We start from the raw sequence: 12991 nt of genomic DNA, 5'->3' as shown, positions 1-12991 counted from the left end.
AACTGTCAATAATCAGCGCAAAAAAAATGCAAAAATAAGAATTGGTTATAACAGTAAGTTATTTCGTCATGATTTTTTTGCTTGATGACTTGAATTGATGTAAAAAACAGCATAATTGTATTAACAGGCTAGTACACTGACCAGGCAGGTTATGGAATTCCACCTCGATCGTGACTCTTCAATCCCGTTGGGAGCGCAGTTGCGCGGGATAATTGAATACGCCATTACGTTTGGCGCGTTGAAACCTGGCGAACAGCTACCCTCGGTGCGCGACATGGCTGAACAGGTAGGCGTTGCGCCGATGACCGTGGCGCAGGTATATCGCGAACTCAAAGCGGCCGAGCTGGTGTACAGCAAGCCAGGCGCCGGTACCTTTATCGCCGATGCGGCGCTTGCGGTGGGATCGTCAGAACTCGCCCTTGACGAGTTGCATCAGCATCTTGATGCATTTATCAACAGCGGAATGTTGCTCGGTTTAAACGCGGCAGAACTGGGGGCGTTGGTCAGCAGTCGGTTTGCGGAACGACAACGCCAGCTCAGGAAGAAGACGGTATTTTTTATTGGCAACTTTATCGATGCGGCGCGGGATTATGCACACTGCATCGGCGAAACGCTGGGTGAAATCGCGCAGGTAGAAGCGACCACGCTCACCGATATAAAAAACGACCTGTTACTCCGTCAACGTGTTGCCAGTGCCGATCTGTTGCTGACCTTTGCCCATCGTCGGCGTGAGGTCAGCCAACTGATTCCGGGGCTGCCGTTGCTGAATATCAGTTTTATTCCGTCCGAAGCTACTCGCCGTGCGTTGGCTTCGCTCGATCCACTGACGCGCACGCTGGTGGTGTCGATTTTCCCGGAATTTACCGCGTTAATGACGTCTGGCGTGGCGCGCTTTGCGCCTCATGTAACCCAGGTCACCGTGGTGCAAAGCGATGATCCTCGTCTGGGTGAATTATTAAAAGAGACCGATGCCCTGGTGTATGCCACCGGCGTTCAGGAACTCACCGCCCGGTTGGGAGAGCACCAACGTTCTTTTGAGTACCGCCATGTTCCTGATGCAGGAGAGATTCAACGGGTGGTTGTGCCGTTGCTGCAACAGGATATTTTACACGCGTCCAACACCGGGGACCGTAATGAAAATCAGTGAAATGAACTGGCAGCAGTTAGCCCACTATCTCACCACCGACGACCGGGTGATTGTGCCGCTCGGCAGTACTGAGCAGCACGCGCTACTCAGCCTGTCAGTGGATTCAATTCTGGCTGAGAGAGTCGCCGCAGAGGCCGCAGAGCCTTACGGCATTCCTGTCTTCCCGGTGATGCCGTTCGGTATGACGCCGGCGTTTAGCGACTATCCCGGCACCATCAGTCTGAGTATGCAAACCTATGTGTGCCTGTTGAATGACATACTTAATAACCTGAAACGGCAGGGGTTTCGCCGCATTTTGTTTATCAACGGGCACGGTGGTAACGCACCGGCGCAGAACATCATCAGTGAATGGATGGTGACCAATCCGGGGGTGACGGTTCAGTTGCATAACTGGTGGAATGCGCCGAAAACCTGGGAAAAAGTGATGTCTATCGATCCGGTCGCGTCACACGCCTCCTGGATGGAAAACTTCCCCTGGACGCGTTTGCCGGGCGTGACCCAGCCGCAGCAGCAAAAACCGATGGTTGATTTGGTGGCGCTGCGGAAACTGGACCCAACGCGTGCCAAAGCGTATCTCGGTGACGGCAACTACGGCGGCTATTATCAGCGCGCCGATGAGGAGATGCTCGCTATCTGGCAAACCGCACTGGCGGAAATTCGCGAGATTATTGACGCGCTCTAGCCGGTGATGCGCGACTTGCCCGGAGGTACGGATGTCAGTTGTCACTCAGCCAGAAACCGCAATTTCCCCCGCAGTACCGCAATCCCAGGATCCTCTGGTTATTTGGGGGACGGGGGCGATTGGTGGCGTGATCGGTGCTGCGTTTATCGCTGCCGGTCAGACGGTGATTTTTGTCGATAATGTGGCAGAGCATGTTGCCGCGATTAATCTTCAGGGGCTGCGCATTACCGGTCCCCTCGGTGAAAAAGTGGTGCGGGCGCAGGCATTTTTGCCTGAGCAACTTACCGGTCACTATCGCTGCGTGCTGCTGGCGGTAAAATCCCACCATACCGCTGGCGCTATCCAACAAATTGCACCGCACCTCGCGCCCGAAGGTTTTGTGGTATCGCTACAAAACGGCCTCAACGAGCGGGTTATCGCCGATAGCATCGGCGTTGATCGTACCGTCGGCGCTTTCCTGAATTTTGGCGCAGACTTCCTGGAACCCGGCGTGATCCACCACGGTGGTCGCGGCGCGGTGGTAATTGGTGAGTTAGACGGCATCACCCGCCCACGGACTGAAATGCTCTACAGGCTGCTGCTGAACGTGGACGCTGCGGCGATCCTCACACCAAACATTTGGGGATTTCTGTGGGCGAAGATGATCTACGGTGCGCTGTTGTTCGCCACGGCATTAACCAATGACAGCATTGCCGATGTCCTTGCGATGCCACGTTTCCGACCCGTGCTGACAGCGCTGGCACAGGAAATCGGCAGCGTGGCCCATGCGCAGCATATCGTTTTGCAAGGGTTTGATGGCTTTGATCCTGCGGCGTTTCTGCCTGATGCCAGCCCTGACCACACCCGACAATCCTTTGACGATATGGTGGCGCATAACCGCCGTTCAGCGAAATCTCACTCAGGTATCTGGCGTGATTTGGCGGTGCGCAAACGCCAGACCGAGATTGACGCGCAGATCGCTCCGGCTATCGCGATTGGTCTGAGCGTTAATGTACCGATGCCATTTACCTCGCGTCTGGTGCAACTGATTCACGAAGTGGAGCAGGGGATGCTGCCGCAAACTCAGGCAACCTTGGCCTTGCTGGAAAGTAACGAAACGGGAGCATCCTGATGCAAGACCCTTTTGATTATTCCCGGCGCACGGTGCTGGTGACCGGCGCCGCGCAGGGATTTGGCCGCGCGATTTGTCTGGCCTTCGCCGCACGCGGGGCACAGGTCATCGCCTGTGACATCCAGCAGGCGCAGGTCGAGGAGACGGCTGCGTTATGCGGCGAGGGGACGCTGGCGTTTACCGTTGACATCAGCTCGCCCGAGGCAGTTAACGCGCTGTTTAGCACGCTGGCGTCGCACCAGCTTCAGGTCGATACGCTGGTCAACAACGCGGGCGGCGTGGTGGGACAATCAGGTCAACCGCTCGAAACCGTCACCTTCGCACAGTGGCAGGCGATAGTTGATGTGAATCTGAATGGGGCGTTTTTAATGTCCCAGGCGGCGGTGGCGGGGATGAAGGCGCGGCAATTTGGTCGCATCATCAATATCTCCAGCCGGGCCGGGCTGGACGTCAGCCTTACCGGTATCCAGGCCTATGCCAGTGCCAAGGCGGGACAGATTGGCCTGACACGTCAGTTGGCGCACGAGTTGGGGCCGTGGAACATCACCGTCAATAACGTGGCACCCGGATTTATTCGCAGCAATCCCTCCACCGAGAAGCAGTGGGAGGCAATGGGCAGCGCGGGCCAGCAGCGGCTGGTGGACAATATTGCCCTGCGACGACTCGGCGTGGCCGAGGATATTGCCCATGCGGTGCTGTATTTCGCCTCCGACTGGGCTAACTGGGTCACCGGGCAAGTTCTCAGCGTCGATGGTGGCCGATAGTTCATTACATAAAAACTAAAACTCATTATTTCCTTTTTCCCACGGCTCTGACAAAGTACCGCGCAAAATAATAACGTTAATAATTACCCTGCGGAGTTTGTATGACCATCGGATCGGCTAAGTGGCTGGGACTGAGCTACTTCACCTACTTTTTCTGTTACGGCATCTACTTACCTTTCTGGAGCGTCTGGCTCAAAGGTTTAGGATTGGATGCGGAAAAAATCGGTCTGATGATTGGTTGCGGCATGGTGGCACGTTTTGTCGGCAGCCTCTTAATTGCTTCTCAGGTGAAAACCCCTTCCCATTTGATTCGCGCGCTACGCCTGCTGGCGCTGATGACCTGCCTGTTCGCGCTGGGATTTTGGCTCGGTGGCCAGTGGCTATGGCTGCTGTTGGTGATGATTGGCTTTAACCTGTTTTTTTCTCCGCTGGTGCCACTGAGTGATGCGCTGGCCGCCACCTGGACACAGCAAATTGGCCTCGCCTATGGGCCGGTGCGTTTATGGGGATCGCTGGCGTTTGTGATTAGCTCGGCGTTGACCGGAATGCTGGTCAGTGAGTACTCCTCGCAGGCGATTCTGGTGCTGCTCTCGGTCGGGGTGCTGGCGATGCTGTCCGGCATGATGTTGCCACCCAAAACGCAACCACAGGGCGATGCACGCCAGGGGGCGAGTGGTGGCTGGTCTGCCTGGCGTAACCTGCTGCGGGAAAATGCCGTCTGGCGCTTTATGTTGTGTGTCACCCTGATGCAGGGCGCACACGCCGCTTATTACAGCTTCAGTGCTATCTGGTGGCAGGAGTCTGGCTATTCAGCCAGCACCGTGGGGTATCTCTGGTCACTCGGGGTGGTGGCGGAAATTGTGGTCTTTGCCCTCAGCAACCGGCTATTTCGCCGCTGGACGGCGCGCGGCCTGCTGCTGCTTTCCTGCGTGTGTGCGCTGGTACGCTGGACGTTACTCGGGGCCAGCACCGCATTGCCACTGCTGATTGTGGCGCAGATTCTGCACTGCGGCAGCTTCACCGTTTGCCATCTGGCGGCGATGCGCTTTATTGCGGCGCGTAAGGGCGCAGAGGTGATCCGTTTACAGTCGCTGTATTCGGCGCTGGCGATGGGCGGCGGCATTGCGGTGATGACCATGATTTGTGGCGTGCTGTTTACCCCTTTGCAGGGGCATCTGTTTTGGGTGATGGCGCTGGTGGCGTTGCCTGCCTTGTTCCTGCGCCCCCGTTCTGCTTAAGACTCGAGTAACTGGCGGATACGCTGCTGCTGATGTTCGCTCAGCGGCAGTTCGGCGTGAATCAATGGCGGTGAAAACAGCGGCAGCGAGGTCGCATAAGGGGTAATCACCAGCGCAATATCACGCGGCGCACCTTCCTGCCTGAATTGCAGCATATCCTGATAGGTGATGTTAATTGGCAGCAACGTCAGCTCACGGATTTGCTGTTCCAGCAATTGCTCCAGGCTGGCATCCTCGCCAGTCAGCAGCAGCACCTGTTTCTCCTGCAAGGCGCTCTCCTGCATCAGCCAGGCACCGAACAACACCGCCACCAGGCTCACTTCTTCCGCACTGAAACGCGTGGCAAATTGCGCCGCAAAGTCATCGAGCGCGGCGCGGGTGGTGCGCAGCAAGCGTGGATAGAGCCGGGCGACATCCAGCGCCACGCTGTTATCAATGCCGATGGCAAAATGGCTACGGTCCAGCGCTTGCGCCAGATGGGTAAACAGTTGCTGCTTCAACTCTTCCTGATTACTGATTTGCGTCAGCGCCAGTTTTTCAAAGCGGATGATTAACGCTTCCACAGCCTGCATCAGGATTTGCGCCTGCGGATGCTGCAACTGCGTGCCATCCGGTGCGTGAATCAGGCTAAACAGTAGCGTCCAGAAGTCGGCCTCGCTGGCATCGGGCGCGAGGTGGCAACGTTTTTGCCAGTGATGAATCACATCATCGGCGGCCTCGCGCTCTGCCTTTTCGGCCAGCCAGGCGCGCTGCGCATCGTTGAACAGCGCCATCTGCCGCTGGCACAGGGCATACTTCATGTAGATTTGCAGAAATAACCGATCGCGCTGACTAAAGTTCCGGTTGAGTCGCAGGCTACAATGCTGGATCAGCGCCTGTAAGTTGGTTTCATCCCACAGCGCTTTTTCGATTTTGAGCACCTTAAGGCGTTGACGCAGCACCGGGGCGAAGTGTTCACAAACAAAATCCTGCGACAGGCGCAGAGCGCGTCGCAACCAATGGAGCAGGCATAAACGCCTGTCCAACTCCGTTCCATGTACGCGAAAGCTACCATCGACCATCTGGTGTAGTTCCAGTTGATGATAACGCTGTATCTCGTCACTGACATCCGCGATATCCTGTCGGGCGACAACAGGGTCCACGCCATTTAACTGGCAGAGCTTTTCAAGCGTCAGCGCGGGAGCGGGCAGAAACAGCAGCAGTAGCAGATGGCAGCGACGTTGGGAACGGCTGAAGAGTGGTGCAGAGGAGGTTGCAGAACTCATCAATAGTCATTCCAGCAGGTCATTTTTGAGCTAAGAATAGCCAACTCCGCGCGGTAACCCTGCACTTTGTCGTGACTTTTATTCAGAGCTTTAAAGCGGGTCACAGTTTTTCTGGACCACTGGAATCTGAACCTTTTAATTGTTACTTTATAACGTTATGAAAATTGCGCTTTTTACCCTGATGCTGTTGGTCAGTCACATGGCCTGGTCACATCCACACAGTTTTATTGATATGAAAACCGAGCTTCTGACCGACAATGACCATCTTACCGGCTTCAAAATGGTCTGGACCATGGACGAGATCACCTCTGCCGATCTGCTGTACGATGCCGGTAAAGCCGAGCCGGGCAGCGTGGTGTGGAAAAAACTGGCGGCGCAGGTGATGGCCAATGTGTTGGGTCAGCACTATTTCACCGAAGTGTGGCAGGGGAAAAATCGGGTGAAATTCCTCAATCTGCCAAAGGAGTACCAGCTATCGCGCAACGGTAACAAAGCGGTGCTGGAGTTCATTTTGCCTCTGGGCGAACCGCAATCTCTGAGTAACACGCAGTACCGCATTCTCACCTTTGATCCGAGCTACTTTGTCGATATGTATTACGACAACGCTCAGGCGCTCACTCTGCCGGACGCGCTGAAATCGCGCTGCCAGCTGGATTTACACACACCAAAACCGGATGACTCGCTGAAACAATACGCGTTGTCGCTGGATAAAGCCGATGCGCCGCCAGAAGATATGGATCTGGGGCAGCAGTTCGCGCAGACGGTAACGCTGACATGTCATTAATTTCTCTGCCTTCCGGCTCCCGCCGTTTATGGCCGCTATGGTTGCTGGCGTTGGTGTTGCTGTTGGCGGCTGGCATGGTGTGGCAATTCTGGCCACAAATCCTGCTACAAAGCGTGCTGTGGCAAAAAGTCTTAAATCGCGAGATGACGCAACTGCTACAACAGGTGGCGGAGCAACCCCACCAGGCGGGGGTGACCCTGATGCTGTTTAGTCTGGCTTATGGTGTGCTGCATGCCCTGGGCCCCGGTCACGGTAAAGTGGTGATCAGCACCTTCCTCGCGACCCATCCGGCGCGCCTGAAAACCAGTATGAAGCTGACGTTGCTGGCGGCATTGTTGCAGGGGGGCGTGGCGATCGGTCTGGTGACGGTGATGCTGGTGGTGCTACAAACCTCATCGCGCACCCTGCATCTGGGGAGCTACTGGCTGGAGAAGGGCAGTTACCTGCTGGTGATGGCATTGGGAATTTGGGTTGGATGGCGTGCGATCCGCGCCTATCGTGCGGCGTTAAAACCGGTGCCGAAAATGCAGATCCATGCTATCCGCCCCCACCATCAGCATGATGACAACTGCAGCTGTGGCCATGCTCACTTGCCGAGTGCTGCACAGATGGAACAAGCCGTTAGCGGCAAAACGCAGGCGCTGGTGGTGTTCTCGATGGGGCTACGTCCTTGCTCGGGGGCCATTATGATGTTGCTGTTTGCCAAAGTGATTGATGTGTATCTCTGGGGAGTGGCCTCGGCGATTGCGATGGCGATGGGCACGGCAGTGACCGTATCGGCGATGGGATTGTTGGTGCAGCGTTCGCGTAAACTGGCGGAGAAACTGGGCAGTGCCAGTGCGACAGCGCAAGGGGTGAAAGTGTTGATGCCATTGCTGGCGTTAGTCGGCAGCGTGGTCTTACTGGTCGCGGGGGCGTTACTGTGGCAAAGCGCCCAGCCGATGATGAGCAGCGGCCTGCGGCCATTTTAACCATCGACTATAACGTAACGGCGCAATAAATCGCGCCGTTACGGGAAAAGCAATTAACGCTTCAGCGCTTCGCTCAGTTCGTCACGCATGGTGGACAGCAGCGCTTTCACCACACGCGGATTACCGGCAACGATGTTACCTGACATCAGGTAGCCATGACCGCCAGTAAAGTCAGTTACCAGGCCGCCCGCTTCGCGTACCAGCAGTTCACCGGCAGCGAAATCCCACGGTTTCAGACCAATTTCGAAATAGCCATCTACACGACCCGCAGCCACGTAAGCCAGGTCCAGTGCCGCAGAACCGGTACGACGGAAGTCAGCACACTGGGTAAACAGTTTGCCCACCACATTGATATAAGACTGAGAATGCTGCTTCAGTTTGAACGGGAAGCCGGTCGCCAGAATGGTGCCATCCAGATCGCGAGCGGTGCTGCCGCGCAGACGGTAGCCGTTCAACTGAGTGCCCTGACCGCGTACAGCGGTGAACAGTTCATTACGCATTGGATCGTAAACCACCGCAACTTCGGTGCGACCTTTAATGCGCACAGCGATAGAAACGGAGAAGTGAGGGAGGCGTTTGATAAAGTTGGTGGTGCCATCCAGCGGATCGATTACCCATTGAATGTCCTGATCGTCACCCGCCAGTTCACCGCTTTCTTCGGTGATGATGGTGTGTTGCGGGTATGACTTGCGAATCACTTCGACAATCAGACGTTCTGCGTCACGGTCAACATTAGTAACGAAGTCGTTGCTGCCTTTCTGGCTGGCTTCGACAGCGTCCGGGGTTTCATAATTCTTTGCAATTAAATTTCCGGCCTTGCGCGCAGCGCGCACGGCGATGTTGAGCATCGGATGCATCGGTATCTCTCGCTGGATGTTAAAGAACAGGGAAAACGGCGCGGAGTATAGCAGCGCATTCGGTAAATGTCCTGTTTTATGTTAGCATCGCGCCATCATTTTCTTACCTGCTTCTATTATGCTGCAAAATATCCGAATTGTACTGGTGGAAACCTCCCACACCGGCAACATGGGCTCGGTAGCCCGTGCCATGAAAACCATGGGTTTGAGCAATCTGTATCTGGTCAACCCGTTGGTCAAACCTGATTCTCAGGCCATCTCTCTCGCCGCAGGTGCCAGCGATGTGATCGGCAATGCGCAGATCGTGGACACCCTCGATGAGGCGATTGCGGGTTGTAGCCTGGTGGTTGGCACCAGCGCACGTTCGCGTTCTTTGCCGTGGCCGATGCTGGATTCGCGTGAATGCGGTATCAAAAGTGTCGAAGAGGGGCAGCAGGCACCGGTCGCGCTGGTGTTTGGCCGTGAGCGTGTTGGCCTGACCAATGAAGAGTTGCAGAAGTGCCACTATCACGTCGCGATTCAGGCGAACCCGGAATACAGTTCGCTGAACCTCGCGATGGCGGTACAGATCATCGCTTACGAGGTGCGTATGGCCTGGCTGGATGCGCAGGAAAAAGCGACGCCGCAGCCACAGTTTGAAGAGTCGCCTTATCCGCTGGTCGATGATCTGGAGCGTTTTTATCAGCATATGGAACAGATGATGCTGAACAGCGGCTTTATCCGTGAAGGCAATCCCGGTCAGGTGATGAGTAAACTGCGTCGCTTGTACACCCGCGCGCGCCCGGAACGCGATGAGCTGAATATTCTGCGTGGCATGCTGGCGTCGTTTGAAAAACGTAAAGGTAGTGAGGGTAATAGTTGAGTAAATTGCTTGGTTAAATAGTTGAGCAAATTACTTGGTTAAATAGTTGACCAATTTACTCAGGAATGTCAGACTAGCGGCCATTCATCAGATACCCGCCGATAACCGACGGACGCTTACGAGGTTGTATGCTATGAGACTGACATCCAAAGGACGTTATGCCGTTACCGCTATGCTGGACGTTGCCCTGCACTCGCACGAGGGGCCGGTGCCGCTGGCTGACATTTCTGAGCGTCAGGGCATTTCGCTCTCCTATCTGGAGCAGTTATTCTCGCGTCTGCGTAAGCACGGTTTGGTTGCCAGTGTCCGTGGTCCGGGCGGCGGTTATCTGTTAGGTAAAGATGCTGGCGCGATTGCCGTAGGTGCGGTGATCACCGCCGTTGACGAATCCGTTGATGCCACCAAATGCCAGGGCAAAGAAGGTTGCCAGGGCGGTGAACGTTGCCTGACTCACGTTCTGTGGCGTGACCTGAGCGAACGCATCAGCGAATTCCTCAACAACATCACTCTGGCAGAACTGGTCAACAACCAGGAAATTCTGGATGTTGCTGACCGTCAAAACGCCATCGACAATCGTCGCTTCCAGACTCACCGCGTGCAGGAAACCATCAACGTTAACCTGCGTGCGTAATCCGCTCTCTTTCGGCCTTTCCTGCTAAGGCAGGGAAGGCTGAATCATGCTATAACGTCGTATGATTTTTTATACGGAGCTTTAGCGCAATGAAATTACCGATCTACCTGGATTACGCGGCAACGACGCCTGCGGATCCGCGTGTCGCCACCAGAATGATGCAGTTTCTCACCCTGGATGGCACGTTCGGTAACCCCGCTTCCCGTTCTCACCGATTTGGCTGGCAGGCTGAAGAAGCCGTTGATGTGGCACGCAACCAGGTTGCGGAGCTGGTCAATGCCGATCCGCGTGAAATCGTTTTTACTTCCGGCGCGACTGAAGCTGATAACCTCGCCATCAAAGGTGCGGCACAGTGCCATCAGGCGCGCGGCAAACACGTCATTACCAGTCAGACCGAACACAAAGCGGTGCTCGACAGTTGTCAGCAACTGGAGCGCGAAGGGTTTGAGGTCACTTATTTGCAACCCGGCCGTGATGGCATCGTGACTCCCGACATGTTGGCTGCGGCGCTGCGTGACGACACGGTGCTGGTTTCGTTGATGCATGTAAATAATGAAACCGGCGTAATTCAGGATATCGCCGCGCTTGGCGCTTTGTGTCGCCAACGTGACATCCTGTTCCATGTCGACGCCACGCAAAGTGTGGGCAAGTTGCCCATTGACGTGAGTGTCCTGCCGGTGGATTTGATGTCCTTCTCGGCACACAAAATTTATGGCCCAAAAGGTATCGGTGCGCTCTGGGTTCGTCGCAAACCGCGTTTGCAGATTGATGCGCAAATGCATGGCGGCGGTCATGAGCGCGGCATGCGTTCGGGTACATTGCCGGTGCACCAGATTGTCGGCATGGGCGAAGCCTATCGCATTGCGCGTGAAGAGATGAGCAGCGAAGTTGCGCGACTAGCGGCACTGCGTCAGCACTTGTGGCAGGGCATCAGCGCGCTGAGCGATGTCACGCTGAATGGATCGCTGGAGCAGGGCGCACCAAATATCCTCAATATCAGTTTTGCCCACGTTGAAGGTGAATCGTTGATTATGGCGCTGAAAGATCTGGCGCTCTCTTCCGGTTCCGCCTGTACCTCGGCCAGCCTCGAACCCTCTTATGTGCTACGCGCGATGGGCGTTGAGCAGGAGCTGGCACACAGCTCGCTGCGTTTTTCGCTCGGACGCTTTACCACCGAAGAGGAAATTGATTACGCCATTGAGCTGGTCAACAAAGCGGTAACCCGTCTGCGGGCGCTGATGCCTGCGGCAAATTCTCGCTAATTATCGTTTAACAGCATCCTTCCGCCGGTCTGGCGGAAGGTGATAACTCACGCATACGGAGCCTCGCGATGACAACACAACCGATGACGATTACGCTCAGCTCCCAAGCCGCCGACGCGCGCTGGGGTGACAAAGCGTTGCTGAGCAGCAATGACAGTGGCATGACGATTCATCTCACCGGCGCAGATGTGCTGCTGAGCATTCAACGCGCGGCGCGCAAACTCGATGGTCAGGGTATTCGCCATGTCGCCTTAAGCGGCGAAGGCTGGGACCTGGAGAAATGCTGGGCGTTCTGGCAGGGCTACCGTGGCCCGAAAGGATCACGTCAGGTGGAATGGCCGACCCTGAGCGAGCAGGATCAGAACGAATTTGATCGTCGCCTGAAGATCGTGGATTGGGTACGTAACACCATCAACCTGCCTGCTGAAGATCTCAGCCCGGAGCAACTGGCGCACAGCGCGATTGATCTGATTTCTGCTGTCGGCGGCGACGCAGTGAGCTATCGCATCACCAAGGGTGAGGATCTGCGCGAGCAAGGTTATCTCGGCATTCATACCGTTGGTCGTGGCTCAACCCGCGCACCGGTTCTGCTGGCGCTGGATTTCAATCCGGGCGGTGACGAAAATACCCCGGTTTATGCTTGCCTGGTGGGTAAAGGCATCACCTTTGATACCGGTGGTTACAGCCTGAAGCAGAGCGGCTTTATGGACTCGATGAAGTCCGATATGGGCGGGGCAGCAACGGTTACTGGCGCACTGGCGTTGGCGATCTCGCGCGGTCTGAATAAACGCGTGAAGCTGTACCTGTGCTGTGCCGACAACATGGTCAGCGGCAATGCGTTCCGTCTTGGCGATATCATTCGTTACCGCAACGGCAAAACCGTTGAAGTGATGAACACCGATGCGGAAGGGCGTCTGGTGCTGGCCGATGGCCTGATTGACGCCAGCGAGCAGAAACCGGAACTGTTGATTGACGCAGCAACCCTGACCGGTGCAGCCAAAACTGCGCTCGGTAACGATTACCACGCGCTGTTCACTTTTGATGACGTGTTGGCGCAATCGCTGCTGGGTAGCGCGGCCAGTGAAAACGAAGCCTTCTGGCGTCTGCCGCTGGCGGAGTTCCACCGCAGCCATCTGCCGTCAAACTTTGCTGATCTCAATAACATCGCCAGCCCGGCACATTCCGCCGGTGCCAGCAGCGCGGCCGCGTTTCTGTCGCACTTCGTCAGTCAATATCAACAGGGCTGGCTGCATATCGACTGCTCAGCGACCTACCGCAAAAGCGCGGTTGATCAATGGTCAGCAGGCGCAACCGGCCTCGGGGTTCGCACCATCGCGAACTTGTTACTGAAATAATGTCCCGTTAAGGCACATTACGTAGCGGCGCGGGTTTGAAAATGACGCGCGATAAATCGCGC

Annotated in this window: 13 protein-coding genes; 11 read left to right on the top strand and 2 right to left on the bottom strand. The window is 55.8% G+C overall.

The features are described from left to right. The first annotated feature begins 151 nt into the window (after window positions 1–151). From AC6I8N_RS15085 to AC6I8N_RS15065, 5 genes are all read left to right on the top strand, one after another. Window positions 152–1147 carry a GntR family transcriptional regulator gene (locus tag AC6I8N_RS15085; RefSeq protein WP_021184363.1) on the top strand — a complete coding sequence of 332 codons (996 nt, stop codon included), beginning with the start codon at window positions 152–154 and terminating at the stop codon, window positions 1145–1147. After that, complete coding sequence (locus tag AC6I8N_RS15080) at window positions 1134–1829, top strand: creatininase family protein (protein WP_021184362.1); 696 nt, start codon at window positions 1134–1136, stop codon at window positions 1827–1829. Before AC6I8N_RS15085 ends, AC6I8N_RS15080 begins: the two co-directional genes overlap by 14 nt. A gap of 31 nt (window positions 1830–1860) precedes the next feature. Further along, complete coding sequence (locus AC6I8N_RS15075; RefSeq protein ID WP_497829388.1) at window positions 1861–2940, top strand: ketopantoate reductase family protein; 1080 nt, start codon at window positions 1861–1863, stop codon at window positions 2938–2940. Then, entirely contained in the window at window positions 2940–3704 is a 765-nt protein-coding gene (locus tag AC6I8N_RS15070; RefSeq protein WP_021184360.1) for an SDR family NAD(P)-dependent oxidoreductase, read from the top strand. The genes AC6I8N_RS15075 and AC6I8N_RS15070 overlap by 1 nt, the downstream gene beginning before the upstream one ends. A 101-nt stretch (window positions 3705–3805) precedes the next feature. After that, window positions 3806–4942: a 3-phenylpropionate MFS transporter gene (locus tag AC6I8N_RS15065; RefSeq protein WP_497829387.1), complete on the top strand. Its 1137-nt coding sequence runs from the start codon at window positions 3806–3808 to the stop codon at window positions 4940–4942. Here the strand turns inward: AC6I8N_RS15065 and csiE are convergent. Further along, complete coding sequence (csiE, locus tag AC6I8N_RS15060; RefSeq protein ID WP_021184358.1) at window positions 4939–6207, bottom strand: stationary phase inducible protein CsiE; 1269 nt, start codon at window positions 6205–6207, stop codon at window positions 4939–4941. The genes AC6I8N_RS15065 and csiE overlap by 4 nt on opposite strands. Before the next feature lie 157 nt (window positions 6208–6364). Between csiE and AC6I8N_RS15055 the strand changes: the two genes are divergently transcribed. Together AC6I8N_RS15055 and AC6I8N_RS15050 are read left to right on the top strand one after the other, a co-directional pair. Beyond that, the gene (locus tag AC6I8N_RS15055) at window positions 6365–6991 is read left to right on the top strand and encodes a DUF1007 family protein (RefSeq protein ID WP_415175662.1); all 627 of its coding nucleotides are present in this window, start codon (window positions 6365–6367) and stop codon (window positions 6989–6991) included. Next, complete coding sequence (locus AC6I8N_RS15050) at window positions 6982–7962, top strand: nickel/cobalt transporter (protein WP_497829386.1); 981 nt, start codon at window positions 6982–6984, stop codon at window positions 7960–7962. The genes AC6I8N_RS15055 and AC6I8N_RS15050 overlap by 10 nt, the downstream gene beginning before the upstream one ends. A gap of 53 nt (window positions 7963–8015) precedes the next feature. Here the strand turns inward: AC6I8N_RS15050 and suhB are convergent, their stop codons facing one another. After that, window positions 8016–8819 carry an inositol-1-monophosphatase gene (gene suhB / locus AC6I8N_RS15045; RefSeq protein WP_021184355.1) on the bottom strand — a complete coding sequence of 268 codons (804 nt, stop codon included), beginning with the start codon at window positions 8817–8819 and terminating at the stop codon, window positions 8016–8018. Between the two features lie 118 nt (window positions 8820–8937). On the opposite strand from suhB, the gene trmJ reads away from it, so the two are divergent. The 4 genes from trmJ to pepB all read left to right on the top strand — a co-directional run bounded on the left by trmJ (window position 8938) and on the right by pepB (window position 12929). Further along, entirely contained in the window at window positions 8938–9681 is a 744-nt protein-coding gene (gene trmJ / locus AC6I8N_RS15040; RefSeq protein ID WP_208723811.1) for a tRNA (cytosine(32)/uridine(32)-2'-O)-methyltransferase TrmJ, read from the top strand. A gap of 133 nt (window positions 9682–9814) precedes the next feature. Beyond that, window positions 9815–10312, top strand: coding sequence for a Fe-S cluster assembly transcriptional regulator IscR (gene iscR, locus AC6I8N_RS15035; RefSeq protein WP_021184354.1), 498 nt, complete (start codon window positions 9815–9817; stop codon window positions 10310–10312). An 89-nt stretch (window positions 10313–10401) separates the two neighbouring features. Then, a complete protein-coding gene (locus AC6I8N_RS15030; RefSeq protein ID WP_497829385.1) occupies window positions 10402–11574 on the top strand; it encodes an IscS subfamily cysteine desulfurase in 1173 nt (390 codons plus the stop codon). Between the two features lie 68 nt (window positions 11575–11642). Further along, window positions 11643–12929: an aminopeptidase PepB gene (pepB, locus tag AC6I8N_RS15025; RefSeq protein ID WP_415175658.1), complete on the top strand. Its 1287-nt coding sequence runs from the start codon at window positions 11643–11645 to the stop codon at window positions 12927–12929. Window positions 12930–12991: the final 62 nt, after the last annotated feature.

Source organism: Pantoea sp. X-Soil-TKNS-1279, assembly GCF_059730565.1.
The sequence above is the reverse complement of the archived record's forward strand: the minus strand, read 5'-3'. Positions and strand labels throughout refer to the sequence as shown.